The organism is Novosphingobium malaysiense, assembly GCF_000802225.1.
Lineage (GTDB): Bacteria > Pseudomonadota > Alphaproteobacteria > Sphingomonadales > Sphingomonadaceae > Novosphingobium > Novosphingobium malaysiense.
The window spans coordinates 50,528-77,500 of record NZ_JTDI01000002.1 but is presented as its reverse complement, the minus strand read 5'-3'; the positions used below and the strand labels follow the sequence as shown (position 1 = coordinate 77,500).

General features: G+C 64.9%; 21 protein-coding genes, 3 tRNA genes and 2 rRNA genes (1 of these 26 running past the window's edge). 16 read left to right on the top strand and 10 right to left on the bottom strand.

The features are described 5' to 3' along the window. From LK12_RS05280 to LK12_RS05260, 4 genes are all read right to left on the bottom strand, one after another. A 23S ribosomal RNA gene (locus tag LK12_RS05280) occupies nucleotides 1–455 on the bottom strand; it reaches 2,338 nt to the left of the window's first position. A gap of 374 nt (nucleotides 456–829) precedes the next feature. Then, nucleotides 830–905, bottom strand: a tRNA-Ala gene (locus LK12_RS05270). A 23-nt stretch (nucleotides 906–928) separates the two neighbouring features. Then, nucleotides 929–1,005 (bottom strand) — tRNA-Ile (locus LK12_RS05265). Between the two features lie 176 nt (nucleotides 1,006–1,181). Further along, a 16S ribosomal RNA gene (locus tag LK12_RS05260) occupies nucleotides 1,182–2,670 on the bottom strand. Together the 16S and 23S rRNA genes with 2 tRNA genes alongside form the textbook arrangement of a ribosomal RNA operon. A 784-nt stretch (nucleotides 2,671–3,454) precedes the next feature. Here LK12_RS05260 and LK12_RS05250 point away from each other — a divergent pair. Beyond that, entirely contained in the window at nucleotides 3,455–5,911 is a 2,457-nt protein-coding gene (locus LK12_RS05250) for a plasma-membrane proton-efflux P-type ATPase (protein WP_052223196.1), read from the top strand. Between the two features lie 103 nt (nucleotides 5,912–6,014). Further along, nucleotides 6,015–6,650: a YSC84-related protein gene (locus LK12_RS23745; RefSeq protein ID WP_052223195.1), complete on the top strand. Its 636-nt coding sequence runs from the start codon at nucleotides 6,015–6,017 to the stop codon at nucleotides 6,648–6,650. Between the two features lie 206 nt (nucleotides 6,651–6,856). Here LK12_RS23745 and LK12_RS05240 read toward each other — a convergent pair. Continuing rightward, a tRNA-Arg gene (locus LK12_RS05240) sits at nucleotides 6,857–6,933 on the bottom strand. Nucleotides 6,934–7,083: 150 nt separating this feature from the next. On the opposite strand from LK12_RS05240, the gene LK12_RS05235 reads away from it, so the two are divergent. Genes LK12_RS05235 through LK12_RS05225 form a run of 3 tightly spaced genes read left to right on the top strand, consistent with a single transcriptional unit; the run spans nucleotide 7,084 to nucleotide 8,519 of the window. Further along, on the top strand, nucleotides 7,084–7,491 hold the full coding sequence (locus tag LK12_RS05235; protein ID WP_039280523.1) for a hypothetical protein: 408 nt from the start codon (nucleotides 7,084–7,086) through the stop codon (nucleotides 7,489–7,491). A gap of 48 nt (nucleotides 7,492–7,539) precedes the next feature. After that, nucleotides 7,540–8,049 (top strand): MmcB family DNA repair protein, encoded by a 510-nt coding sequence (locus tag LK12_RS05230; RefSeq protein ID WP_039280522.1) that lies wholly within the window; start codon nucleotides 7,540–7,542, stop codon nucleotides 8,047–8,049. Beyond that, a complete protein-coding gene (locus LK12_RS05225; protein WP_039280520.1) occupies nucleotides 8,049–8,519 on the top strand; it encodes a pyridoxamine 5'-phosphate oxidase family protein in 471 nt (156 codons plus the stop codon). The genes LK12_RS05230 and LK12_RS05225 overlap by 1 nt, the downstream gene beginning before the upstream one ends. Before the next feature lie 2 nt (nucleotides 8,520–8,521). On the opposite strand, the gene LK12_RS05220 is transcribed toward LK12_RS05225, so the two are convergent. Further along, on the bottom strand, nucleotides 8,522–8,689 hold the full coding sequence (locus LK12_RS05220) for a DUF1289 domain-containing protein (RefSeq protein WP_156135428.1): 168 nt from the start codon (nucleotides 8,687–8,689) through the stop codon (nucleotides 8,522–8,524). Nucleotides 8,690–8,978: 289 nt separating this feature from the next. On the opposite strand from LK12_RS05220, the gene LK12_RS05215 reads away from it, so the two are divergent. The 9 genes from LK12_RS05215 (at nucleotide 8,979) to LK12_RS05175 (ending at nucleotide 18,806) form a co-directional block, all read left to right on the top strand. Next, a complete protein-coding gene (locus LK12_RS05215) occupies nucleotides 8,979–10,463 on the top strand; it encodes a DEAD/DEAH box helicase (protein ID WP_039280517.1) in 1,485 nt (494 codons plus the stop codon). Nucleotides 10,464–10,560: 97 nt separating this feature from the next. Next, a complete protein-coding gene (locus LK12_RS05210; protein ID WP_039280515.1) occupies nucleotides 10,561–11,295 on the top strand; it encodes a sterol desaturase family protein in 735 nt (244 codons plus the stop codon). Continuing rightward, a complete protein-coding gene (locus LK12_RS05205) occupies nucleotides 11,295–11,705 on the top strand; it encodes a DUF2141 domain-containing protein (RefSeq protein ID WP_039280513.1) in 411 nt (136 codons plus the stop codon). Before LK12_RS05210 ends, LK12_RS05205 begins: the two co-directional genes overlap by 1 nt. A gap of 39 nt (nucleotides 11,706–11,744) precedes the next feature. Beyond that, nucleotides 11,745–13,034 carry an MFS transporter gene (locus tag LK12_RS05200; protein WP_407938130.1) on the top strand — a complete coding sequence of 430 codons (1,290 nt, stop codon included), beginning with the start codon at nucleotides 11,745–11,747 and terminating at the stop codon, nucleotides 13,032–13,034. An 89-nt stretch (nucleotides 13,035–13,123) separates the two neighbouring features. Further along, complete coding sequence (locus LK12_RS05195; protein WP_039280511.1) at nucleotides 13,124–14,485, top strand: PAS domain-containing protein; 1,362 nt, start codon at nucleotides 13,124–13,126, stop codon at nucleotides 14,483–14,485. A 155-nt stretch (nucleotides 14,486–14,640) separates the two neighbouring features. Beyond that, entirely contained in the window at nucleotides 14,641–16,002 is a 1,362-nt protein-coding gene (locus LK12_RS05190; protein WP_039280509.1) for a M48 family metalloprotease, read from the top strand. Nucleotides 16,003–16,035: 33 nt separating this feature from the next. Then, nucleotides 16,036–16,734 (top strand): DsbA family protein, encoded by a 699-nt coding sequence (locus tag LK12_RS05185; RefSeq protein WP_197063474.1) that lies wholly within the window; start codon nucleotides 16,036–16,038, stop codon nucleotides 16,732–16,734. A gap of 64 nt (nucleotides 16,735–16,798) precedes the next feature. Continuing rightward, nucleotides 16,799–17,962: a sensor histidine kinase gene (locus LK12_RS05180; protein WP_039280507.1), complete on the top strand. Its 1,164-nt coding sequence runs from the start codon at nucleotides 16,799–16,801 to the stop codon at nucleotides 17,960–17,962. A 46-nt stretch (nucleotides 17,963–18,008) separates the two neighbouring features. Then, entirely contained in the window at nucleotides 18,009–18,806 is a 798-nt protein-coding gene (locus LK12_RS05175) for a LytR/AlgR family response regulator transcription factor (RefSeq protein ID WP_039280505.1), read from the top strand. A gap of 266 nt (nucleotides 18,807–19,072) precedes the next feature. Here LK12_RS05175 and LK12_RS05170 read toward each other — a convergent pair whose 3' ends face one another. From LK12_RS05170 to LK12_RS05155, 4 genes are all read right to left on the bottom strand, one after another. Beyond that, nucleotides 19,073–19,789, bottom strand: coding sequence for a M23 family metallopeptidase (locus tag LK12_RS05170; protein ID WP_039280504.1), 717 nt, complete (start codon nucleotides 19,787–19,789; stop codon nucleotides 19,073–19,075). A gap of 152 nt (nucleotides 19,790–19,941) precedes the next feature. After that, the gene (locus tag LK12_RS05165; protein WP_231568252.1) at nucleotides 19,942–20,697 is read right to left on the bottom strand and encodes a ferritin-like domain-containing protein; all 756 of its coding nucleotides are present in this window, start codon (nucleotides 20,695–20,697) and stop codon (nucleotides 19,942–19,944) included. 86 nt (nucleotides 20,698–20,783) lie between these two features. Beyond that, nucleotides 20,784–21,257 carry a peroxiredoxin gene (locus LK12_RS05160; RefSeq protein WP_039280500.1) on the bottom strand — a complete coding sequence of 158 codons (474 nt, stop codon included), beginning with the start codon at nucleotides 21,255–21,257 and terminating at the stop codon, nucleotides 20,784–20,786. Beyond that, complete coding sequence (locus LK12_RS05155) at nucleotides 21,254–23,965, bottom strand: bifunctional [glutamine synthetase] adenylyltransferase/[glutamine synthetase]-adenylyl-L-tyrosine phosphorylase (protein ID WP_039280499.1); 2,712 nt, start codon at nucleotides 23,963–23,965, stop codon at nucleotides 21,254–21,256. The genes LK12_RS05160 and LK12_RS05155 overlap by 4 nt, the downstream gene beginning before the upstream one ends. Nucleotides 23,966–24,150: 185 nt before the next feature. Here LK12_RS05155 and LK12_RS05150 point away from each other — a divergent pair, with 185 nt between their 5' ends. Both LK12_RS05150 and LK12_RS05145 read left to right on the top strand, forming a co-directional pair. Beyond that, nucleotides 24,151–25,794 carry a M28 family metallopeptidase gene (locus tag LK12_RS05150; RefSeq protein ID WP_082010413.1) on the top strand — a complete coding sequence of 548 codons (1,644 nt, stop codon included), beginning with the start codon at nucleotides 24,151–24,153 and terminating at the stop codon, nucleotides 25,792–25,794. Continuing rightward, entirely contained in the window at nucleotides 25,791–26,774 is a 984-nt protein-coding gene (locus LK12_RS05145) for an agmatine deiminase family protein (protein ID WP_039280495.1), read from the top strand. Before LK12_RS05150 ends, LK12_RS05145 begins: the two co-directional genes overlap by 4 nt. Nucleotides 26,775–26,973 lie beyond the last annotated feature (199 nt).

Sequence of the window (26,973 nt, the reverse complement as noted above, 5' to 3'; positions counted from 1 at the left end):
GCTTGGAGGGTGGTCCCCCCATGTTCAGACAGGATTTCACGTGTCCCGCCCTACTCGAGTCTTCTTGTCTCGCTTTCGCATACGGGGCTGTCACCCGCTATGGCCACTCTTTCCAAAGTGTTCTGCTAGTTGAACAAGAAGCACTGGCCTGGTCCGCGTTCGCTCGCCACTACTAACGGAATCTCGGTTGATGTCTTTTCCTCCGGGTACTTAGATGTTTCAGTTCCCCGGGTTCGCTTCACCAAAGCTATATATTCACTAAGGTGATACCTTATCCACCTCACTCAAGGCCTGATCGCTCAGACATCGAGAGAAATGGTGAAGGTGGGTTTCCCCATTCGGAAATCGCCGGATCGAAGCTTGCTCACAGCTCCCCGACGCTTATCGCAGCGTGCCACGTCCTTCATCGCCTGTACATGCCAAGGCATCCACCAAATGCTCTTACCTCACGCTTGAGAATCCACACCATCAACGACAGCCCTGCATAAAGACTGCGCTGTTTACAGGTATGAACAATAAATCTCAGCCAGATATACATCTGTATGTAACGCATCGTTGTATCGACCGACGTCCGGCCAATACGATGCGCCACGGCATCGATTAAAAAACCCATTCACAATGTCAAAGATCAGCGGGCAGATCCCGCATAACCGGTCCGAAGACCGGAAACTGTTTCGCTTCATCGCTGGAGTATTTCGCCGAGAACTTGGCCTGCGACCACCGCGCGCCGTCAGTCGCAGCAAAGCTGCGCCCTATGGCGCGCTTCGCAGCGCTGGCCGCGCTTGTTTGCAAGACGTGGATAAGTTCCTTATTCCACTCAAACAAACGTTGGTGGAGCCTATCGGGATCGAACCGATGACCCCCTGCTTGCAAAGCAGGTGCTCTCCCAGCTGAGCTAAGGCCCCTTTAGCCAATCGACTATGGAAAGTGGTGGGCCTGAGAGGATTTGAACCTCTGACCTCACCCTTATCAGGGGTGCGCTCTAACCAACTGAGCTACAGGCCCACTTCCCTGCCCGGCCGGCCAAAAGGCCGCGGGCGGCGTGAGCCAGCTCAGGCGTACAGCACTCATTGCTGAGCGCTATCTCCAGTGATGAAGGGACATGAGGACGACGGCATGTTCTTTGGAGAGGACGAAGCTCTTCCACGCTCAAGGCGTGGCGCTTTCGGCCAGATCCTTAGAAAGGAGGTGATCCAGCCGCAGGTTCCCCTACGGCTACCTTGTTACGACTTCACCCCAGTCGCTGATCCCACCGTGGTCGCCTGTCTCCCTTGCGGGTTAACGCAGCGCCTTCGGGTGAAACCAACTCCCATGGTGTGACGGGCGGTGTGTACAAGGCCTGGGAACGTATTCACCGCGGCATGCTGATCCGCGATTACTAGCGATTCCGCCTTCATGCTCTCGAGTTGCAGAGAACAATCCGAACTGAGACGGCTTTTGGAGATTAGCTCACACTCGCGTGCTCGCTGCCCACTGTCACCGCCATTGTAGCACGTGTGTAGCCCAGCCTGTAAGGGCCATGAGGACTTGACGTCATCCCCACCTTCCTCCGGCTTATCACCGGCAGTTTCCTTAGAGTGCCCAACTAAATGGTGGCAACTAAGGACGAGGGTTGCGCTCGTTGCGGGACTTAACCCAACATCTCACGACACGAGCTGACGACAGCCATGCAGCACCTGTCACTGGTCCAGCCGAACTGAAGAAAGGCATCTCTGCCAATCGCGACCAGGATGTCAAAGGCTGGTAAGGTTCTGCGCGTTGCTTCGAATTAAACCACATGCTCCACCGCTTGTGCAGGCCCCCGTCAATTCCTTTGAGTTTTAATCTTGCGACCGTACTCCCCAGGCGGATAACTTAATGCGTTAGCTGCGCCACCCAAACTCCAAGAGCCCGGACAGCTAGTTATCATCGTTTACGGTGTGGACTACCAGGGTATCTAATCCTGTTTGCTCCCCACACTTTCGCACCTCAGCGTCAATACTTGTCCAGCGAGTCGCCTTCGCCACTGGTGTTCTTCCGAATATCTACGAATTTCACCTCTACACTCGGAATTCCACTCGCCTCTCCAAGATTCTAGTCATCCAGTTTCAAAGGCAGTTCCGGGGTTGAGCCCCGGGCTTTCACCTCTGACTTGAAAAACCGCCTACGCGCGCTTTACGCCCAGTAATTCCGAACAACGCTAGCTCCCTCCGTATTACCGCGGCTGCTGGCACGGAGTTAGCCGGAGCTTATTCTCCAGGTACTGTCATTATCATCCCTGGTAAAAGAGCTTTACAACCCTAGGGCCTTCATCACTCACGCGGCATTGCTGGATCAGGCTTTCGCCCATTGTCCAATATTCCCCACTGCTGCCTCCCGTAGGAGTCTGGGCCGTGTCTCAGTCCCAGTGTGGCTGATCATCCTCTCAGACCAGCTATAGATCGTCGGCTTGGTAGGCCATTACCCCACCAACTACCTAATCTAACGCGGGCTCATCCTTCGGCGATAAATCTTTGGTCCGAAGACATCATCCGGTATTAGCTCAAGTTTCCCTGAGTTATTCCGAACCGAAGGGCAGATTCCCACGCGTTACGCACCCGTGCGCCACTAACCCCGAAGGGTTCGTTCGACTTGCATGTGTTAGGCATGCCGCCAGCGTTCGTTCTGAGCCAGGATCAAACTCTCAAGTTTGTGTCACGATACAAAGGCCACGATCAAAGACCGCCAGACCCAAGCACCGAACTTCAGGAGCCGATACCTGCACTTGTCAAACGTATGGATACGAAGGACATATAAGGTATCGACTGACTATACCGGTTACCGGAGCCCAAAGACCCCCGGACCGGGCGCCGTCGCCCACATGTCCCTTCATCAAAAACCTACAATGTCAAAGATCCACCAAACACCCTGCCGTCAAGACAAGAACTGGCGGACAACCATCGTTCCCCGTCTCTTGCGACCCGGGGGACCAGCTGTCCGTCTCTGTTGGCGACCGCCCCGGGAACCAGTAAAACCGGCCGATCCGCTGCGGTGAGAGGCCCTCTAAATACCACCCTCGATTCGGTCAAACACTTTCTTCAAAAAAGTTTCATGAAAGTGCCAGAATGGCGGAATTCCGTTGGTTTTCTGGCGAAATTGCGAAATTGCCCCCTGAAACGGGCTTTCAGCGGCCTTCCTGCGCATGGTTCGGAATCATTGCGACGTGCCTCGTATCGTATGAGTTCCAGACCCGCTCTTTCCGCATCGGGTGGTTGGACAATTTGTCCCGCCCCGCTCGCTTTTGCGCACCGGCGTGGTCTGGTATTCCCGGCGCAGCAATGTTCTCTGGCCGAGTCTCGGGGTTCTTCCGAAGTCCGAGCAGTCGGAGGACAGCATCGGTCTCGACGGGTACAAGGCGCACAAGCGCGAGCGCGCAGTCGGTCGCGAGCCATCGTTCAAGAGTACCGCCGGGTCGCACTAGCGGGAGTTGCCCCCGATGAACGCCCCCCAGCCAGCCGACGCGCCGGACACCGACCTTGCGCGAGGTCTTTCCAGCAGTGAGGCGGCCGTACGGCTCGCGCGCCATGGCCGCAACGCGATCGAGGAAAAGCGAACCAGTCCCTTCGTTACCTTGCTCGGCTATTTCTGGGGACCGATTCCCTGGATGATCGAGGTCGCCGCGATCCTCTCTGCCGTTGTGCGACACTGGGCGGACTTCGTCATCATCCTGGCGTTGCTCATTTTCAACGCCGGCATCGGCTTCTGGCAGGAGTTCAAGGCTTCGAATGCGCTCGATGCGCTGCGGCAGAGCCTGGCCCTGCGCGCGAGGGTGAAGCGCGACGGGAAGTGGACGCAGATCGACGCGGGCGAGCTCGTGCCCGGCGATGTCGTCCGCGTGCGTCTGGGCGACGTGCTACCTGCCGATGTGACACTGGCCGAGGGGGACTACCTTTCGGTCGATCAGGCCGCGCTCACGGGCGAATCGCTTCCCGTCACGCGCAAGACGGGCGATGTCGCCTATTCCGGATCGGTGGTGAAACAGGGCGAAATGGTCGCCCGCGTCACCGCCACCGGCACGCACACCTTCTTCGGCAAGACCGCCGCGCTGGTCGCGGGTGCGGCCGCGCCCTCGCACTTCCAGAAGGCGGTGATGACGATCGGGGACTACCTGATCTTCCTCAGCATCGTGCTCGCCGGCGTTCTCGTTCTCGTGCAGCTCTATCGCGGAGCGCCGGTGCTGGAGCTGGCCCAGTTCGCCCTGATCCTGACGGTCGCGGCGATTCCCGTGGCGATGCCGGCCGTACTCTCGATGACGATGGCCGTGGGCGCGATGGTGCTGGCGCGCGAGAAGGCGATCGTCTCCCGGCTGCAGTCGATCGAGGAAATGGCCGGGATCGACATCCTGTGTTCGGACAAGACCGGCACGCTCACCCAGAACCGGCTCACGCTGGGCGAACCCGTTCTCTTCGCGGCCAAGGATGCCGCCGAACTCACGCTTGCCGGCGCCCTCGCCTCCAAGGAGGAAGACGGCGATGCGATCGACCTGGCGGTGATCGCCGGGCTGGCCGATCCGGCCGCTTTGCAAGGCTGGACGCTGCGCGCCTTCACGCCTTTCGATCCGGTCCGGAAGCGGACCGAGGCCACCCAGGTATCGGCCGATGGCAGCGTGGTGCATGTCACCAAGGGTGCGCCGCAGGTCATTCTCGCCATGGCGGAAGTCGCGGGGGACGATCTGGCCCGCGGGCAGAACGCCGTCGACGACTTCGCGGCCAAGGGGTACCGCACGCTCGGCGTCGCCAGAAAGGCGGATACGGACGCCGGATGGACCTTCCTCGGCCTGCTCACGCTCTACGACCCACCCCGCGAGGACAGCGCCGAAACGATTCGCGAGGCCACCGCGCACGGAGTGCAGGTCAAGATGGTCACCGGCGACGACGTCGCCATCGGCCGCGAGATATCCGGCAGCCTCGGGCTCGGCCGCAATATCCGTCCCGCCGCCGCCCTGTTTGGCGAGGACGGCAGCAACGTCCCCGCCGACGTTGCCGAGCAGGTCGAACAGGTGGATGGCTTCGCTCGCGTCTTTCCCGAACACAAGTATGCCATCGTCAAGGCGCTGCAAACCCAGGGCCACATCGTCGGCATGACCGGCGACGGGGTGAATGATGCCCCGGCGATCAAGCAGGCCGACGTCGGCATAGCCGTGAGCGGCGCCACCGATGCTGCGCGCGCGGCGGCCGATCTCGTGCTGACCAAGCCGGGGCTGTCGACGATCATCAACGCGATCGAGGAAGCGCGCCGCATCTTCGAGCGGATGAACTCCTACGCGATCTACCGCATCAACGAGACGATCCGCACGATGATCTTCGTGGTGCTCGCCATGGTGATCTTCGGTTTCTATCCGATCACCGCGATCATGATCATCCTGCTGGCCTTCTTCAATGACGTGCCGATCATGGCCATCGCCTACGACAACACCCGCGTCGAGCCCCGGCCGGTACGATGGGACATGCGCCGCGTGCTTTCCGTCGCGAGCACCATGGGCGTGGTCGGCACGCTGGGCAGCTTCGGCATGCTCTATCTCGCGGACAAGGTGCTGCACCTCTCGGTCCCGCAGATCCAGACCTACGTCTTCCTCAAGCTCGCGGTGGCCGGCCACATGTCGCTGTTCGTCGCCCGCGCCCGGGGCTGGATGTTCAAGCGCCCCTGGCCTTCGTACCTTGTCTTCTGGTCGGCCATCGCGACCAAGCTCCTCGCCACCCTGCTGGTCGTCTATCCGCTGGGCCTGATGGCCCCGATCAGCTGGTTCGACGTCGGCGTCGTCTGGGCCTACTCGATCGGCTTCTCCCTCGTTACCGACGCCGCCAAAGTGTTTGCCTACCGCCTGCTGGATGGCCGCGCGAGCCCGTACCGGCGCTTCCTCGCGCTGGTAAACGTCTCCCTGCACCATCGCTAGGCAGGCCGGCCGCACATTGATTCCAGGAATTTCGGAACATGCTGGTCGGTTCAACGTTAAGGCACCATCGCACTGCTCGGAAAAATAGGGAAAGGATTTTGCCATGCAGCGTTTTCGCGCACCTCTCATCGTCGGTTCGCTCGCCCTCGCACTAGCCGCATGCCAGCAGGAGCCGGCATCGCAGCCGTCCGACGAGGCCGCCACCGCCGACGCCGCGCAGAACCCCGTGGCCGCCGATCTCGACGGTAAGGTTATGGCCGCTCTCGACCAGTGCAAACAGGTCGAACCGAGTTGTGGCACGGGTACGCCCGCCGCCTACCTCGTCTTCCCCGACGTGACCAGCATTGCGCTCGGCGTAGGCGGTTCGGGAGGCGACGGTGCCCTGGTCAAGGACGGCAAGATCGTCAGCTACTGGAGAATGGGTGAAGGCAGCGTCGGCCTGCAGGCCGGCATCGAGGCTGCGTCCTATGTCTTCAAGATCAACAACCCCGAAACGCTCGACCAGTATCAGAACGAAGGCGAATGGACGATCGGTGCCGAAAGCGGCATTACCGTCGTCAACGCCGATGCCAACGCGCAGGCAGATAGTGAGGATTCGGTGGCCTATGTCTTCAATGCCTCGGGTCTGATGGCCGATGCCTCTATCGATGCCATGAAGATCTGGCGCACCAACGAGATTGCCGATGGCGGCAATGCCTCGACCGACATGACCTCGACGGACACCGACAACTCGATGTGATCCTCGCGATCGGACGCATGCAGCATTCCGCCGGACTTCCCGGCGGAATTCGCCTGCAGGAAACGATGAACGCCGGCTCAGAACGGAGCCGGCGTTCATCCGTTAGACGTATTTGGAAACGCGTCTGCGCCTCTGGCGCAATCCCACGATCAGCGGGGGCCTGCGTCAGCGTCCGAAGGCGGTTTCATCATGTGCGTGTGCAAGGCTGGCGCACCCGACAGGATTCGAACCTGTGGCCTCTGCCTTCGGAGGGCAGCGCTCTATCCAGCTGAGCTACGGGTGCCAGTGGAGGGGCGGTTAGCAGAGCGTGGCGGGGGTTTCCAGCGACAAATCGCACTCGACGGGACGCGTCCGTCGGATTGTCTCCCATCGCGTGGAGTGAAGCCGCGGAATTAGGGAATTTGCAAACCCTCTTGCGCTATGCTGCGCCGTCATGGAATCGCATCCACATAGCAGGGGCAGTCTGCCCCGGTCCGGCAGACCGCAGTTCGGGCTGGGCTCGGCGAGCGCGCTCAGCATGAAGTGGTCGGCGCTGCACGACGCGGCGAGCGCCGTTGCCGCGCTTGCCGGCATGACCAATGGCCCGCTGCCCCCCGAGGTTCGCAATTTCCCCGCCATCATGCGCGATGCCGGTGGCCGGCGGCGGGAATTGGCCGAGCAGAACATCGAAGATCTCTCCGCCATGATGGAAGCCGGGCTCACCGCGCTGCTTTCAGCCTTTGCGCGCGGGGTAGACCCCCGTGGCGGCGCGCGGGCGCTCTGGCGCGAGTTCCTTGCAGCGCGCGACGCGACGCTTGCGCTTGCGCCGCAGGGATCGAGTGGACCGCGACGCGCAGCTTGACGTTGGGTTTCCGGCTTGCGAGTTCTTGGTATGTTCCTATGATGGGGCATGGCCGAAGCTGATTCTCCCCTGATCGCCCCTTCCTCCGCGACTGCGGCCAACCCGATCGCGCAGGACGTCGTCCGGGGGATTTCCCGGCTCTTTGCCCGCAACGACATCTGGTGCCTGCCGGAAATGCCGCTGCGCTGCGGGCGGCGGGCGGACCTGATGGGGATCGACGCCAAGGGCCGCGTGATCATCGTCGAGATCAAGGTGAGCCGGGCCGACCTGCTCGGCGACGGCAAGTGGACCGACTATCTCGACTATTGCGACCGCTTCTACTGGGGCCTCTCTCCCGCGCTCGACCGCGCCCCGCTGGAGACCGCGGCCTTTCTGCCCGACCAGTGCGGCGTCATCGTCGCCGATGGCTACGATGCGGAGATCCTGCGCCCGGCCCCGCTGCGCCAGCTGGCCGCAGCGCGCCGCAAGGTGGAGACCGAACGCCTTGCCCGCACCTCGCTGCGCCGGCTGGTGACGCAGGCCGATCCGCAGACGCTGCAATGGGGCGCCGAAGCCTGATGCCTTCGCGGCGCGAACTGGTGGAGATGACGGCGGCGGGAGTGCGCGCCTATCTGGAAGGCCAGCGCCGCATGGTGCTGATCACCAACGGCCCGCACGGCATGCCGCATCCGGTGCCGATGAACTACGGCCTCGACGAGGACGGCCGCGTCCTGCTTACCAGCTTCGCGCGCAGCCAGAAAGTGCGCAATCTCGAACGCGACCCGCGCGCCAGTCTGCTGGTCGAAAGCGGCGACCGCTATGCCGACCTCAAGGCCGTGATTCTCTACGCCGATGCCGAGATCGTGCGCGATCCGGACGAGATCGTGAAGCTTATGGGCCTGATCAAGGCCGCCGAGCCGCTCGCCGGCAGCCTGGATGCCGCCATGTCGCAGCAGGTCCGCACATCCATCGCCAAGCGTGTCGTGCTGCGGTTCACCCCGTTTCGCGTGGTGAGTTGGGATCACACCAAGCTGGATGGGAAGTACTGAGCCTAGGGAACCCGGCGCTCCCCCAGCCGCGCCATGATCGCGCGGCGGTCCTTCTCGCTCATGCTGCCCCACAGGACGATCTCGTCCATCGTGCGGCGGCAGCCGATGCACAGGCCGGAGGTCTGGTCGATGCGGCACACGCCGGTGCAGGGGGTGGAGACCTTGGACATGTCGCGCCTCTCAGCAGCCATGGTCCGTGCGGGCAAGCGTAATTTTCTTGCGTTTTGGTGCAATGCACACTAGATGGCCCGCCAGCAACCGGCGCGCGGGGCCTGTCCCTGCCGCAATCCGAGAGCAGCGTGAGGTGTGGATGCCAGGCATCCGGACCGGGCCCGGATGAGCGGTTTGCCATGAACCAAGCTTCCTTTTTCACGCAGGGTCGCCAGAAACGACACCTTGCCGTGTGCGCGGACCGGACGATGTTCCTCCGCGCGCTCCGCACTTTATTGAAAGTGACGCATGTCCTATTTTTCCGAACTTGGCCTTGCCGAGCCCATTCTTCGCGCGCTCCAGGTCAAGGGCTACACCGATCCCTCGCCGATCCAGCGCCAGGCGATCCCCGCGCTGATGGAAGGCCGCGACCTGCTCGGCATCGCGCAGACCGGCACCGGCAAGACCGCCGCGTTCTCGCTGCCTTCGCTGCATCGCCTCGCCAATGACCCGCAGCCGCGCAGGAACGCCGGCTGCCGCATGCTGGTGCTTTCGCCGACCCGCGAACTGGCGGCGCAGATCGCCGACAACATGCGCGGCTATGCCAAGTTCCTGAACCTCTCGGTCCAGTGCATCTTCGGCGGCGTGCCCGCCGGCAAGCAGGCCCGCGCGCTCGAGCGCGGCTGCGACATCCTCGTCGCCACGCCGGGCCGTCTGCTCGACCTCATCGACCAGCGCGCGCTGACGCTGCGCCATGTCGAGATCTTCGTGCTCGACGAAGCCGACCAGATGATGGACCTCGGCTTCATCGTCCCGCTCAAGCGCGTCGCCGCCCTGCTACCCAAGCAGCGCCAGAGCCTGTTCTTCTCGGCGACGATGCCGCAGGCGATTGCCGAGCTGGGCAAGCAGTTCATCCATAACCCGGTGAAAGTCGAAGTCGCGCCGCAGTCGACCACGGCCGAGCGCGTCGAGCAGTATGCGACTTTCATCAATCAGGCCGAGAAGCAGGCACTGCTGACGATCCGCCTGCGCGAAGGGCTCGCGCCCGACGCGGCTGAACAGGCCGAGCATGGCGCCATCGACCGCGCGCTCGTCTTCACCCGCACCAAGCACGGCGCGGACCGCGTGGTCCGTCACCTGACCGCCGCCGGCATCCCTGCGGCCGCGATCCACGGCAACAAGAGCCAGGCGCAGCGCACCGCGGCGCTCGGCGGGTTCCGTCAGGGCACGATCCGCGTGCTGGTCGCCACCGACATCGCCGCGCGCGGCATCGACGTTTCGGGCGTGAGCCACGTCTACAACTTCGAGATTCCGAACGTGCCCGAACAGTACGTCCACCGCATCGGCCGCACCGCGCGGGCCGGCGCGGACGGCGTGGCGGTGAGCTTCGTCGCACCCGACGAGAAGCCCTATATCCGCGACATCGAGCGCCTCACCCGCGTCAAGCTGGAAGCGCTGCCGCTGCCCGAGGACTTCCAGAAGCAGGCCTCGCGCCTGCCCGCCCCCGCCCGCAAGGCGCCCGCCCAGCAGCAGGGCGGCGGCAAGGGTAAGGGCAACGGCAATCGCAAGCCCGGCGGCGGCAAGCAGGCCGGTGGCAATCGCGACGGTAACAAGCGCCGCGACGACCGCCGTCACGAGCGGCCGCAGGGCGAGCGTCCTCGTCACGACGGTGAGCGCAGCGACCGCCGCGAGCGCGAGGCCGGCGACGAGCAGGGCCAGCGCAAGCGCCGGTTCCGCCCGCGCGGACCCAAGGGCATGGGCGCGCACAAGAACAAGGTCCGCCGCGCCGGCTGACCTGCCGCGCTGCCCGGTGTAGGATCGGGGACGGAGCGCACGGCCGATGCAAAGAGCCTCTGGCCGAGCCCGTCCCTTCCCGGCATAAGCTGACCCCATGTCTGCAAGCCTCGGCCCCGGTCTCTGGGCAGCGCTGCTGTCCGCCGCCGTCATGACGGGTATCGTCGGCGTGCGCTACCTGATGACCTCGGGCCTGTTCGCCTGGATCACCGCACGCGTGCGGCCCGGCAGCTACACCGGGCTCGACCGCCAGATCCGCAGCGAGATCAGCTGGTCGCTATTGTCTGCGGCGATCTACGGCGTGCCCGCCGGCGTCGTCGCCTGGGGTTGGCAGCAATACGGCTGGACGCGGATCTACACCGATGCGGGCGCCTATCCGCTGTGGTGGATGCCGCTGTCGCTGCTGATCTACCTCTTTCTCCACGATACCTGGTTCTACTGGACCCACCGCTGGATGCACCTGCCCGGCCCGTTCCGCGTGGCCCATGCCGTGCATCACGCCAGCCGCCCGCCGACGGCCTGGGCGGCGATGAGCTTCCACCCGGTCGAAGCGCTGACCGGCGCCGTGGTCATTCCCGCGCTCGTCTTTTTCGTGCCGATCCACATCGGCATGCTCGCTGCGGTGCTCACCATCATGACGGTCATGGGTGTGACCAATCACATGGGCTGGGACCTGTTTCCCCGCCGCCTGGTCGAATCGCGCCTCGGCCACTGGCTGATCACGGCCAGCCACCACAACCGGCATCACGAAAGCTACAAATGCAATTACGGGCTCTATTTCCGCGTCTGGGATCACCTTTGCGGTACCGACAAGGGGCTCTCCTCGCCCTGATGGCCGGCGCATCGATGCTCGGCGGCACTGCGCCGGCCGGCACCGAAGTCTCGGCAAAAGTGACCGACCTGCGGTCTACCAAGGGCCAGGTGCTTGCGTGCCTGACCGCCCGCGCCGATGCCTTTCCCGATTGCGAGAAGGACCCGCAGGCGCGCACCCTAATCGTGCCGGCGCGAAACGACCTGCAACTCGATTTCGGGCACGTGCCGGACGGCGAGTACGCGATCTCGCTCGTCCACGACGAGAACGGCAACGGCAAGATGGATAAGCGCCTGATCATTCCGCGCGAGGGTTTCGGATTCTCCCGCGATGCGCCCGTGCGGATGGGGCCGCCACCATTCGACCGCGCCGCCTTCGCGGTAGACGGCGACGCCATCCGCCTGACGATCCGTATGCGATACATGCTCTAGTCTCTTGCCGCCAATCCGCGTGACGCTTAGGCCGGTATGGTGTCACGCGAAGAAGAGATCGTAGGCGAGGTCGTCGAGACGACGACGTCCGGGCTGGTTCCCCAGCCCTCGGCCGGTACATTCTCCCCTTTCCGCTATCCCGTCTTCCGCGCGATCTGGATCGCCAATCTCTTTTCCAACCTGGGCTCGACGCTGCAATCGGTCGGTGCGGCATGGCTGATGACCGAGCTGACGCCCTCGCACCAGCTGGTCGCACTGGTGCAGGCCTCGGCCACGGTGCCGATCATGCTGTTCGGCATGTTCGCCGGCGCCATCGCCGACAACTTCGACCGCCGCCGCATCATGCTGGCCGCGCAAGTGGGCATGCTGACCGTTTCGGCCGCGCTCGCCGCGCTGACCTATGCCGGCTGGATCTCGCCGTTCCTGCTGCTCGCGTTCACGCTGACGGTGGGTACGGGAACGGCGCTCAATTCCCCGGCCTGGCAGGCATCGGTGCGCCAGCAGGTCGCGCCCAGGGAAATACCCCAGGCGATCGCGCTGAATTCGATCTCGTTCAATATCGCCCGCTCCATCGGTCCGGCGCTGGGCGGCCTGCTGATCTCGCTGTTCGACGTGTCGTTCGCCTTCGCGATGAACGCCGTCAGCTATGTCGGGCTGATCGGCGTTCTCCTGTGGTGGCGGCCCGAGCCGCGCCAGGTCGAGCGCCGCCCGATCCTGCCCGCGGTGGGCGTCGGCATCCGCTACTGCGCCACCAACGGGCCGCTGCGCCGGATCCTGCTGCGCGGACTGGCGCTAGGCTTCAGCCTTGCCGCCTACCAGTCGCTGCTACCGGCGGTGGTGAGCGACCACATGAAAGGCAGTGAACTGGATTTCGGGATGATGCTGGGCCTGTTCGGCATCGGCTCGATCACTGCCGCGCCCTTCATCGGCCTGATTCGCAGCAAGCTCGGGCTCGAGGGCATCCTCGCCGTGGGCGCGGCGATGTTCGTCTTCTCGCTCTCGCTCATCGCCGCAGTGCACCAGATCTCCTATGCATTGCCCGCCGCCTTCATAGCCGGCATGGGCTGGGTGTGGATCCTGACCACCATCAACACCGCCGTGCAGTTGCGCTCTCCCGACGAGATCCTGGGCCGCTGCCTCTCGATCTACCAGGCGGTGACGTTCGGGGGCATGGCGCTGGGATCGTGGGTCTGGGGCTTCATCGCGGACTGGAAGAGCCTGCCCTTCGCGCTCCACGCCGGGTCGGTTTTCCTGATCGTCTCGTTCGCGGCGCTGCGCCTGCTCGCCCCGCTGCCCCGCCCCGGCGAAGGGGTCCTCGACCAGTCCTGAATCCCGGAAACCGATCGCGGGCGCAACTTAATCAATAATTCACCATGTTGCGCCAGAAAGGATGGAATTACGGTTTATGGGGAAACCATATGGATACCTTGCGCGGTCAGTTTTCGGATCGGCATGAGCCCGACGAGACCTACACGGGCTCGGAAGGCACGGATGCGGGCACGCCGCCCGCCGCGGTCGGCACCGACGAACGGCGCATGCATGTGCGTGCCTACAATTTCTGGGCAAGCCTGCTCGACAACCGGACCTTCCCGGATATCGCCGACCTCCACCCCGAACAGTTGCCGGACTTCGGGCCCCACAGCGTACTGCTCGATTTCACCGACGGCATGGAGAACCCGGCGATCGCCTACCTGGGATCGCTGCTTGCCGAAGAATGCGACACCGACAGCGAAATTCGCCGGCTCGACGAGGTTCCGGCCCGCTCGCTCCTCTCGCGGATCACCGACCACTACATGCAGATCCTCGCCAATCAGGCGCCGATCGGCTTCGAGGCGGAATTCGTCAACCAGCGCGGCGTGACAATTCTCTACCGCGGCATCCTCCTGCCGTTCTCGCGCGACGACCATACGATCGACCACATCTACGGCGTCATCAACTGGAAGGAACTGGCCGACCAGTCGAGCACCGACGCCCTGATGCGCCAGGTGGACGAAGCGGTCGAGGCGCGTCCGCCGTTGCCACGCGACGCCATGCCGATGAGCGAATGGGCCGATGGCCCGGTCGATCTCGGAATGCTCGGGGCATCCGGTGTGCAGCCGCCGATGGACCTGCCGTTCGCCGAATTCGGCGTTGCCGAGGGCGATTACGAAGACGTACAGTTCCCCGCTCTGGAAACCGCGGGACTGGCTCTGGGCGACCTGCTGGCCATGGCCCGCGAGGAGGCCATGAATGCGCGCAGCAGCGAGGACCGTTCGCGCCGCGCGCTCTATGAAGCCATCGGCCGCGCCTACGATTTCGCACTCGCTGCCGCGGAAGCGGAGGACGACTTTGCCGAGCTGGTGCAGGATGCCGGGCTCAAGGTGCAGGAACGCGCACCGCTGATCCCGCTGGTCAAGCTCGTGTTCGGCATCGATTACGACAAGACCCGTCTCACCGAATTCGCGACGGTCATCGCGCACGGACAGCGCCTGGGCATCGCCTGTGGCGGCCTGTCGAAGCTGCTTATCGAATCGCCCGGTGGCCTCAAGGCGCTGGTGCGCGAGGAGCGTCGCCTGCGCCGCGAGGAAAGCGGCAAGGACAGCAATCCGCGCAATGCGCACGAAAAGCTTGTCGCAGGCCTGCGCCAGCTGGCACCGCGCCCGCTGGAATCGGTGGCACGCGACAGCGAGTTCGCTGTCGTCGTGGCCCGCCGGCTGGAAAACGGGGACGTCGTGCTGCTCGGCGAGGTCTGCGACGACGAGGCCCTGCTGGACCGGGCAGCCCGCCGCCTGCTCGACTGATCTCGGTCTCGCCCGCGATCGGGCGATCGCAAGGCACCCGGCAATCGACAGGGCAGGTTGCGCGACCTCTTGCCTCCGGACACCCGGCCACTAGGCTGCGAGAGCGGCAGCGGCGCTTAAGCGCCGGTTAAGGGCCGACAGTCCCAAGAGGCACAATGCGGCAGTTGCGATTCCCCGCTTTCGTTCTGATGTTCCTGGCATTGCTCGGCTGGTCCGCCACACCGGCCGCCGCGCAATCGATCCTGCGCGACGCCGAGACCGAAGCACTGCTTCACGACATGGCCACGCCGCTGATCAAGGCGGCCGGCCTCGATCCCGCGAACGTGGACATCGTCCTGGTCCAGGATTCGTCGGTCAACGCCTTCGTCGCCGGTGGCCAGGCGGTTTACATCAACAGCGGGCTGATCAACGAGGCGGACACCGCCGAGGAAGTACAGGGCGTAATCGCCCACGAACTGGGCCACGTCACCGGCGGCCACGCGGTGCTGAACCTGGGCGCAAAGAGCGCCACCAATGTTTCGCTGCTCTCGCTACTGCTCGGTGCGGCCGCCGCGGCCGCGGGCGGCGGTGAGGCCGCGATGGGGGTAATCATGGCCGGACAGCAGGCCGCCATGGGCAAGTTCCTCGCCTACACGCGCTCGCAGGAGGCCTCGGCCGACGCCGCCGGCGCCAAGTACCTCTCCGCCGCCGGGATCAGCGGACGCGGCTCGGTCGAGTTCTTCAAGAAACTGCAGAACATGGAATACCGCTACGGGTACAGCCAGCGCAGCCAGGACGAATTCTTCAGTACCCACCCGCTTACCAGCGACCGCATTGCCACGCTGGAGGATACCTACAAGAAGGATCCCGCCTGGGACGCCAGGCCCGACCCCACGATCGAGAAGCGCTTCGTACGGATGAAAGCCAAGCTCTACGGCTACCTGGCCGAGCCGCGCGACGTTTTCCGCCGCTATCCGCTCACCGACAATTCCGTGCCGGCCCACTATGCGCGGGCCTATGCCTACAACCGCGAATCGAAGCTGGACGAGGCACGGGCGGAAACCGACGCGCTTGTGACCAAGGATCCGGACGATCCCTATTTTCTCGAGCTGCAGGGGCAGATCCTGCTGGAATCGGGCAAGCCTGCCGAAGCTCTCGCCCCCTTGCGCAAGGCGACCGATCTGACGGGCAACCAGCCGCTGATCGCCACGCTGTTCGGCCATGCCCTGATGGCGACCGAGGACCCGGCGAACTTCAAGGAAGCCGAACGCGTGCTGCGTGCTGCGGTGGTGCGTGACCGAGAGAACCCCTTCGCGTGGTACCAGCTCGGCATGATCTACGCCGCCAATGGCGACATGCCCCGCGCGCGGCTTGCCAGCGCCGAACAGCAGGCGCTTTCGGGCTCGATGAAGGAAGCGCTGGCGAGCGCCCAGGCCGCCGAGGCGGGACTTGCCACCGGCTCGCCGGACTGGCTTCGCGCGCAGGACATCGAGATGCAGGCGCGCGCCGAACTGGAACGCGAGAAGAAGCGGCGCTAAAGCCCGGTTATCGACGAGATTTCAGGAGATTCCATGGGCAATGGCATGAAGTTCGCAGCGATCGCCGGGTGCCTGGCGCTGGTGGGCGTGGGCGGCTGGTACGGCGGGCGCATTGCCGTCGAGAACGTGGTGCACGACTATATCCTCGAACACCCCGAAATCCTGCCGCAGGCCATGGAGGAACTGCAGCGCCGCCAGAACGCGCAGCAGCTTGCCGGCGTGCGCTCCACGGTCGAGACGCCCTTCCCCGGCGCCGTGCTCGGCAATCCGGACGGCAAGGTCACGCTCGTCGAATTCACCGACTTCGCTTGCGGCTATTGCCGCCAGAGCCTGCCCGACGTGAAGGCGCTGATCGAGAACAACCCCGATCTGCGTATCGTCGTGCGCGAACTGCCGATCATCAGCCCGCAAAGCCCCGAGGCCGCAAGGATGGCGCTCGCCGCAGCCGAGCAGGGCAAGTACCCGGCCTTCCACGATGCCATGTTCGCCGCCGGCCAGCTCGACGATGAGACCATAGAAGCCGTGGCCCGCAAGGTCGGTCTCGACATGGACAGGGCGCGCCAGTTCGCCGCGAGTCCGACAGCCGAGGCGGAAATCAGCCGCAATCTCGACCTTGCGAGCCGTCTCGGCTTTTCGGGCACGCCCAGCTGGGTCGCGGGCGACCGCCTGATCTCCGGCGCGGTGGGCATCGACCGGCTCACCCAGGCGGTCGAGGCCGCGCGCGAAAGTTGACAAGTCGCCGCCATGACCGCCGCCGCATTTCAGCTCTGGCGGAAAATGGGCTAAACTCGCGGCCATGAGCGTCCTGCCCATCCAGCCGATCCCGTTCTTCGCCGACAAGGACAAGGCCTTCTGGCGCCTGCAGACCGCCGGTTGGGCGGGCGCGATGATGCTGCGAACGATGTCGCTCATCGCCAACAACCAGCCGATAACCTCGTTGGTGCTGGTGTTGATCGCGACGATCACCGGCTTTTCGATCTCGCTGGTGCTCTCGGTGATCTACCGCGCGCTGATCGTCCGCCCGCCCATCGTCACCTGGGGCCTCACGGCGCTGGTGCTGCCGTTCGCGGTAGCGCTGCACGCCTTTATCGACGGCTGGGTCTGGTCGCTGTGGCGAACCGACAGCGACGCCAGCTTCACCCAGCTGTTCCTCGGCGTGTTCTACCTCGACGCGACGCTGCTCGGCGCCTGGACGGCGCTCTACTACATGGTGAACTTCTACCTGCAGGTCGAAGAGCAGAACGACCAGCTCATCCAGTTGGAGAACCAGGCGACGAGCGCGCAGCTGGCGATGCTGCGCTACCAGCTCAACCCGCACTTCCTGTTCAACACCCTGAACTCGATCTCCACGCTCGTCCTGCTCAAGCAGACCGAGCCGGCCAACGCGATGCTCTCGCGGCTTTCCGCCTTCCTTCGCTACACGCTGGTCAACAAGCCTTCGGCGCGCGTGACGGTCGCGCAGGAAGTGGAAACGCTCAAGCTCTACCTCGACATCGAACGCATGCGCTTCGAGGAACGGCTGCGCACGAAGTTCGACATCGACCCTGCCACCGAGACCTGCATGCTGCCTTCGCTGCTGCTTCAGCCACTGGTCGAAAACGCCGTCAAATATGCCGTTTCGCCGCAGGAATCGGGCGCCGAAATCACCATTACGGCGCAGCTTATCGGGTCCATGCTTCGCATCGCCGTCTCGGACACCGGACCGGGCTTGCAAAGTCCGACCACCAACAACAGGTTATCGGGCATGACCTATGATGGAGGGGAGCCGGTGTCCACCGGCGTCGGCCTTTCGAACATTCGGGACCGCCTGCAACAGGCCTATGGCGAAAACCACCGCTTCGAAACGGTGGAACCCGTCGAAGGCGGCTTTGCCGTGGTCATCGAGATCCCCGTCGAACGCCGCGAATCCCTCGAGGACATTCCGGAGGCGCCCCGGCAGCCGGCGCTGGCAGCACAATGAAACCATTGGGGGCCGCGTACGTTTAGCGGTCCGGAGACCACAAGAGATGACTATCCGCACGATCATTGTCGACGACGAAAAGCTGGCGATTCAGGGGCTGCAGCTGCGGCTCGAGAAATATCCCGACGTCGAGATCATCGACACCTGTTCGAACGGACGCGAAGCGATCCGCAAGATCAAGACGGAAAAGCCCGATCTCGTGTTCCTCGACATCCAGATGCCGGGATTCGACGGGTTTTCCGTGGTGAAGGGCGTGATGGAGATAGAACCGCCGCTGTTCGTCTTCGTGACCGCCTATCAGGAACACGCGGTCCGCGCCTTCGAGGCCAATGCCGTGAACTACCTGATGAAGCCGGTCGAGGAGAACAAGCTCGACGACACCCTGGCCCGCGTGCGCCAGCGCCTGTCCGAGAAGCGCTCGGCCGAGGAAGCCGAGAAGCTCAAGAACGTCCTCGCCGAAGTCGCACCCGACGCGATCGAGCAGATCCCCGAGGAAACCGATCCCAACGCGGACCGCTACGAAAAGCTCATCAACATCAAGGACCGTGGCCAGATCTTCCGCATCGATGTCGATTCGATCGAGCACATCGAGGCTGCCGGCGACTACATGTGCATCCGCACCGCCGACAACTCGCTGATCCTGCGCGAAACCATGAAGGACCTCGAACGCCGGCTCGACCCGCGCGTGTTCCAGCGCGTCCACCGCTCGACCATCGTCAACCTGAACCAGGTCCGCCAGGTCAAGCCGCACACCAACGGCGAATGCTTCCTCGTCCTCGATTCGGGCGCGCAAGTGAAGGTCTCGCGCTCCTACCGCGACGTGATCGCCCGCTTCGTGCACTGATGCGACGCGTCCCGGCTTTGCCCGTGAGCGGGCCGGGACCAGCGGTGCTTCCTCAACTTACGTCATCCCAGCGCAGGTTGGGATCGTTGTGAGCATGGCGCAAGGTCGAGAGCGATCCCACCAGCCTGCGCCGGGATGACGTCAAACCGGCAGACGTTCGCAAAAAGAAAAGGCGGCCAGTGGCCGCCTCTTCCCCCTCTCCAAACCTGTCTGGCGGGCCCCGTCTTCTCGCGCGGTCCTTCGCCCCGGCTTGAGTAAACTCTGGCTCAGCCGCCCTTGGCTGCGTCGGCCTCGGCTGCCGCGAGACCGGCGGTCGACTGCATGTACGGGATCGGATTGACCGCCTCGCCGTCGACGCGCACTTCGTAGTGCAGGTGCGGCCCGGTGGAACGGCCGGTCGAACCGACGTAACCGATGACGTCACCCTTGTGGACGGTCTGACCCTCGGCAACGTTCAGGCGCGAAAGGTGGCCGTAGCGGGTCTGCATCTCGCCGCCGTGTTCGAGCGAGATGTACAGACCGTAGCTGCTGAACCAGGAAGCGCGGCTCACCGTGCCGTCTGCGGGCGCGTAGACCGGGGTACCGATCGGCGCGGCCAGATCGACACCCTTGTGCATGCGGCGACGGCCGAGAACGGGATGCTCACGCTCACCGTAGCTGCTCGTCATGACGTCATGGTCGAGCGGGTTGCGCGAGGGGATCGAAACAGACGCGATGCCGCCGGCGACGGCAGGCTTCGCTTTCGAGACGGCCAAGCCGGTTTCCTCGAAGTTCTGCCAGGAGCTGAAGAGCTTGCGGAACTGTTCGTCCTCGCCACCCGAGACCGACTGGCTCGCCGACTGCGCCGAACGCAGCGGGGCGGAAATGTCGGCAGCCGCAGCGCTGCTGTTGGCCATGGCCGGGTGAGCGGCGATGGAAAGACCGGCGGCGGCGAGAACACTGGCCACTGCGCGGAACTTGGCGAAAGATTTCGTTACGACCACTCGCAATACCTTGTTATCCGCCGAATCCACCGGACGCGACGTGGGTTTGATCGCGACAGCCCCGTCAAAAACAGGGCCGCCCCGTTGATTATTCGAGATGGTCGGAACCCCCCGCCGTCTCGCGAGTTGTGACTTAAGCTGTCATGTTTGTTTCACGCAACCCCGGCGTAGAGTTCTCGCGATAAACCGGCTGCAAGGCGCGCTGAGTCGTTGAACGGCGGCTTGAGGGTTCCCCGAAAGTACCGGGAAACAAGGGTTTTCCACAAGGTTTCGGTAACCACGTCCAAACGTTTCGCCACATCGGCGAAATGAGTTGCGCCGATCCGGACGTGCCGGATTTCGTCGTCAAGGATTCGTTCCAGGATTAACGCGCCGCTTTCATCGCCGGCCGCGCGCACGCGCTCGAGCGTCGTCGGCGTGACGTCAAGACCCCGCGCTTCGAGCACCATCGGTACCACCGCGAGCCGGGCGGCAACGTCATGGCGCGTGTCGTGCGCCGCGGTCCACAGTCCCGCGTGGGCAGGCAGGGCGCCGTAATGGCTGCCGAGCGTGCGGAGATGCCGGTCGAGCAGCGCGAAGTGCATTGCCTCGTCCGCCGCCACCGAGAGGAAATCGCCGACGAAGGCCGCGTTCATCCCGGCACCGAAGCGCCCCGCCATGTCGAGCGCGAGGTCGATGGCGACGAACTCGATGTGCGCAAGCGCATGCCACAAGGCGATTCGGCCTCGCTCCGATCCGGCCTTGCCGCGCTTGGGCATGCGGTTGGGCGGCAGCAGTTCGGGCGCCTCGGGACGACCCGGCTGGTCTGGCATCATGACGTCAAAGTCGTACGCCAGCCGCCCCAGCCGCCAATCGCGCGCCACCCTGCGCGCCGCCATGACCTTCTTGTGCGGATCGCATTCCAGCATGGCTGCGCGGATGGCAGCGGCAATGGACGGGAGGCGGTCGAGACTCATCTTCCGCCCATCCCCCGGCATGAACCAACGAACTGCATTCAAAGAGCCTTCGCGGCCTCCAGCACCGCCTGGGCGTGGCCCTTGACCTTCACCTTGTCCCAGACCTGCGCGATCTTGCCATCGGGGCCGATCAGGTACGTGGTGCGCACCATGCCCATGTAGGTGCGGCCGTAGTTCTTCTTCTCGGTCCAGATGCCGAGCGCGTCGGACAGGCCGTTTTCCTCGGCATCGGTGGCAAGCGGGGCCTTGAGATCGTGCTTGGCGATGAAGTTCTGGTGCTTCTTGGCCGAATCCTTGCTCACGCCCAGCAGGGCCACGCCGGCCGCGTCGAATTCGCCCTTGAGCGCCGAGAAGTCGATGTTCTCGGTCGTGCAGCCGGGCGTGTTGTCCTTGGGATAGAAGAAAACGACCAGCTTCTGCCCTTTGAAGTCCGAGGCCTTCACGCTGCCGCCATCGGGGGTTTCCAAAGCAATGTCGGGGAAGGTGTCGCCAACGCCGGGTCTGTCGCTCATTCGTCTGTCTCCAGTGTTTCGCCGAAAGCCTGCTGCCACGCCGCCGCGACTTGCGCGCGGGCGTGGCCAAGCGCGGCCGTAAGCTCGTTCCAGCCCCCATAGCCACATGCCCGCTCGAGCGCCATGCATGCGGCCTGCCCGGGCACCATGGAATCGGGCGCCAGCAGCCGCGCCGCGACGAGGAAGCGGGTCAGTACGTCGTGAGCATCGACCAGTCCGGCAGGCAGCAGGCCCTCCGCTTCCAGCACCCGGATCGCTTTTGCCAGGTCGGGATCCAGCCCCTTGCCCTCGCGCAGTTGCAGGAAATGGACGATGAATTCGAGGTCGACGAGCCCACCGCGTGACAGCTTGACGTCAAGCGCGCCCTTGGGCCGCTTGTGCGCGGCCATCGTCGCGCGCATTTCCAGCACCGCGGCACGCAGTTCATCCACCTGGCGCGGGGCCGTCAGGACGTGGCCGATCGCTTCCAGCAGCGTCGCACGGGCCGGAGGCGCGCCATAAAGCGGGCGCGCCCGGCACAGTGCCATGTGTTCCCAGGTCCAGGCCTGCTCGCGCTGGTAGCGCTCGAAACTGTCGATACTGGCCGCCGGCGGGCCCTGCGCACCCGAGGGCCGCAGGCGGGTATCGACTTCGAAAAGCGCCCCTTCGGCCGTGGGCACGGTCAATGCCGAGATCGCGCGCTGGGACAGGCGATTGTAGTAATGCGTGGCGCCCAGCGGACGGCGTCCGTCGGACTCGGCATTGAAATTGCCGGTGAACAGGTAGACGAGGTCGAGGTCGGACGCATGGGTCAGCACACCGCCGCCCATGCGCCCCAGTCCCAGCACGAGCAGTTCGCTGCCGGGAATGCGACCATGAGTGGTTTCGAATTCCGCCACGGTTTCGCCGGTCAGCACGACCAGCGCAGCTTCGGCGACGCGCGCCAGCGCGCGGCCGACGGCAATGGGGTCGTTGGCGCCCTCGATCAGCTGCACACCGAGCTTGAAGCGCAATTCGCCCACCTTGCGGCGCACGGAATCCAGCTTCCGCTCATAGTCGTCATCGGGTTCGAAGCGGGAAAAGGCGGCAATCAACTCGCCGGTATCGCCCGGCAGGTCGAAGGCGCTGGCATCGATCAGCGGATCGAGCAGATCGGCGCGGCGGGCCAGCGCGTCCGCGAGCGGTGGCGCTAGGCTGAGAATGCGCGCGAGCAGTTCCAGCAGCGCCGGCCGCGCTTCGAGCAGACGGAACAGGTTGATCGCGCTGGGCAGGTTGTTGAGCAGCTGCTCCCAGCGCGCGAGGGCCCGTTCGGGCGCGGGCGCGGCGGCCAAGGCGGAGAGAAGGTCGCGGCGGATCGCCTCGAACGCCGTGCGCGCGGCATTGGAGCGCAGCGCCCGCATGCGGCCGGATTGCCAGCCCTCGATGCGCTCGGCGAGCGCGGAGGGATCGGCAAAGCCCAAGCCTTCCAGATCATCGAGCAGCGTTGCCTGGTCGGGCATGGCGACGGTGCCGGAAGTATCGCTGGGCGTGTTCGCCATGATGAGGGCATCGTAGCGATCGCCCACCGCATCGGTAATCTCGGCGATCTCGGCAAGCAGCGCCTGTCCGTCCGGCAGGCCGTCGAGCTGCGCCACCGCGTCGAGCGCTTCGGGCGTGGCAGGCAGGCTGTGGGTCTGCTGGTCGTGCATCATCTGCAGGCGGTGCTCGATGGTCCGCAACCGGTCGTAGCTTTCACCCAGCAGCTTCGCTTCCGCGGCAGGGACCAGTCCCGCATCGGCCAGGGCATCGAGCGTCGCGCGCGTGCCGCGCAGGCGCAGCGCGGGATTGCGGCCGCCGTGGATGAGCTGGTGCGTCTGCGCGTAGAATTCGACCTCGCGGATGCCGCCGCGGCCCTTCTTGAGATCGAAGCCCGGCCCCACCGACGGACCGCCGCGCGTACTGGCACGGATCTGCGCGGTGAGCCGGCCGATCTCGGCAATGGCGCCGAAGTCGAGGCTCTTGCGCCACACGAACGGCCGGATCGCGGCGAGGAAGGCCTCGCCCGCCGGCACGTCGCCAGCGCAGGCCCGCGCGCGGATGAACGCCGCCCGCTCCCAGGCCAGCGCCGAGGATTCATAGTGCGTGAGCGCGGCATCGACGGAGATTGCCAGCGGGCTCACTTCCGATGCCGGGCGCAGCCGCAGATCGACGCGGAAGACATAGCCTTCCGCCGTCACCTGCGAGAGCGTTTCGACCACCGTGCGCGCCACCCGCTGCGCCGCCTCGCCCGGCTCGTCGCGCTCGCGGCGGGGCAACAGTTCGGGTTCGAACAGCAGGATGGGATCGATGTCCGAGCTGTAGTTGAGTTCGCCCGCGCCATGCTTGCCCAGCGCCAGCGCGAGAAACCCTGCCGGCTCGGAATCGGGCACGCGGCGGCGGATGCCGGCCGCGATCGCGGCATCGAGCGCGCGGTCAGCAAAGGCGGACAGTTCGCCCGTCACCTTGAGCAGCGGGAACGCCCCGGCAAGATCGCCGATGGCCAGAGCCAGAGCCAGAGCCTGCTTTTCGCGGCGCAGGGCTACCGGAACTTCCGGCGCGCCCTCGCCCGCCTTGAAAGCCCAGGCCAGCGCCGCCTCGCCATCGCCCGCGGCGAGGATCTCGGTCAGGTCGGGCAAGCGGTCGAGAAGCCCGGCCAGATAGGGCGCATGGGCGCGGGCGCGGGCTAGGGCTCCAGTCCAGTCGGCGGTCATACGCCCTTCCCTGCCCGCAACGCGCCGCCGCGGCAAGTGCGCCTGCTTGTGCATCCCGGTGCTCTCTGGCACCTGTGCGCTCCCCCCTAATTCAGACAAACGAGGTCGCACCCTTGAAGCAGCACGCCCTTATCCTTGCCATCCTGGGCCTGAGCGCCTGCAGTTCGCCCTATGCCGGCCCCGACATGCCCAAGGGCACGGCGCTGCCGCCGCCCGAGGAAACCGTGGCGGCGCCCCGGCAGCCCGACATCTCGGTCGATCTCATGAAGCAGATGACCAAGCGCCTCTCGGCCGACGATTTCGAAGGCCGCGCGCCCAGCACCGCGGTCGAGCCCAAGGTGCTCGACTACATCATCGCGCAGTTCAAGGCCGCGGGACTGCAGCCGGGCAACGACGGCAAGTGGCTCCAGCCGGTGCCGACCGTGGAAATCACCGCCAGCAACGCCACCCCGCTGCAAGTGGGCGGCCCGGCGGCGATGATGAAGTTCGACTTCGGCAGCGACTATGTCGTCGCCAGCTACCGCGTCACGCCGCACACCAAGGTGGAAGACAGCGAGCTAGTCTTCGTCGGCTACGGCATCAATGCGCCCGAGCTGGGCTGGAACGACTATGCCGGCGTGGACATGCACGGAAAGACCGCGGTCATCCTCGTCAACGACCCGGACTACGCCAGCGAAACCGAGGACGGCCTCTTCAAGGGCCGCCGCATGACCTACTACGGTCGCTGGACCTACAAGTTCGAGGAAGCCGCGCGCCAGGGCGCGACCGCCGCGCTGATCGTCCACGACACCTTCCCCGCCGCCTATGGCTGGAACGTCGTCAATTCGAGCTGGACCGGCGCGCAGTACTATGTGCAGACGCCCGATGACGGCGCCGATCAGACCAAGGCCAACGGCTGGATCCAGAAGCCCGTCGCGCAGGCGATCCTGCAGGCCGCCGGCAAGAACCTCGCCGCGCTGACCGAGGCCGCCAAGCACAAGGGCTTCAAGCCGGTGCCGCTGGGCCTCAAGGCAAGCTTCGGCTTCGACAACGCGATCCGCAAGTCGACCTCGAACAACGTCGTCGGCATATTGCCGGGCAAGACCCGCCCCGACGAAACCGTGCTCTATTCGGCGCACTGGGATCACCTCGGCCACTGCACGCCCGACGATACCGGCGACGACATCTGCAACGGCGCGGTCGACAACGCGACCGGCGTCGCCGCACTCGCCGCCATCGCCAAGGCCAATGTCGAGGCCGGCCCCGCCGACCGCAGCCAGGTGTTCCTGGCCGTCACGCTCGAGGAATCGGGCCTGCTCGGCTCTGAATTCTACGCCGCCAACCCGATCTACCCGCTCGACCACACGGTGGGCGGCGTGAACATGGATGCGCTGATGCCCAGCCCGCGTTCGCGCTCCTATTCGATGACCGGCGGCGACAAGTCGGACCTGACCGCCGTCTTCCGCGAGGCGCTGGCCGACGAGGGCCTTGGCGAAGTGCCCGAGGATCACAGCGAGCGCGGCTACTACTATCGCTCCGACCACTTCAGCTTCGCCAAGCGCGGCGTGCCGATGTTCGACGTGGGCCGCAGCACCGATCTGGTCGAAGGCGGCAAGGCGGTCGGCGACAAGATCTCCGAGGACTACACCACCAATCACTATCACGCCCCCAGCGACGAATATTCGGACGACTGGAACTGGGACGGGATTGCCGAGGACGTGGGCCTCTACTACCGGCTCGGCCGCACGCTCGCCGATTCGGACATGTGGCCGAACTGGCACAAGAGCGACGAGTTCCGCGCCATCCGCGACAAGGCCTGCGCCGCGGCAACAGGAGGCTGCCACAAGTGAGCTATACCCTGCCGCCCGAATGGCATGCGCAGGACTGGATCTGGATCGGCTTCCCGCATGACCCGGTCGAATGGCCGGGCTTCCTGGAAGCCGCCCAGGTGCAGATGGCGCAGTTCGCCAGCGCGGTTGCCGAGTCCGGTCAGGAGGTCCGCCTGATCGTGCGCGACGAGGCCAACCGCGCGCGGGCGGCATCGCTCGTTTCGGAAAAGGTAAAGCTGGAAACGCGCCGCTACGGCGACGTGTGGCTGCGCGACACCGGGCCGCTCGTCGTCATGGACGAGGCGGGCAACCGCAAGGCCATGCGCTTCGGCTTCAACGGCTGGGGCGGCAAGTACCTGATGGACGGCGATCAGGAGATCGGCGCCGAACTGGCCGAGAGCGCCGATCTCGCCGTCGAAACCGCGGACTGGATCCTCGAGGGCGGCGCGCTCGACGGCGACGGCACCGGCCTCGTCGCCACGACCGAACAGTGTCTGCTCAACCGCAACCGCAACCCGCACCTTTTGCGCGCCGATCTGGAAATACGGCTGCAGCGCGATCTCGGCTATACCCGCGTGCTGTGGCTGGGCGACGGGTTAATCAACGACCACACCGACGGCCACGTCGACAACCTCGCCCGCTTCGTCGCCCCCAATGTCATGGCGCTGCCCCGCGCTACCGGCGCGGACGATCCCAATGCGGCTATCTATGCCGACGCCAGGGCCCGCGCCGAGGCGATGGGCGTGCAGGTGCGCGAAGTGCCCTCCCCCGGCCGCGTGGAAACCGACGGCCGGATCGAACCGGCCAGCTACATGAACTTCGCGATCACCTCGAAGCTGGTCGTCGTCCCGATCTACGGCACCGCCCACGATCAGGACGGCGTCGCCGCCATCGCCGAGCTGTTCCCGGACCGCGAGACCGTGGGCGTGATGGCCGATGCCGTGCTCGCGGGCGGCGGCTCGTTCCACTGTTCCAGCCAGCAGATGCCTTCGCGGAATTAGCTCAACAACATCACGAACATGCGCCGCGCTTTTTCTGCCGTGCAGGAGTATTGAACGGCGGCTCCCAAAAGTTTCGGGCGATTACATTTGTGTAAGATGCGCCGGGTCCCCCGCGGAAATCCGATATTTCTCCCGCGCTATGAAACGGGTACCGCGGCTCCGATTATTTTCCGAATAGACAAGAACTTGCCCCCTATTT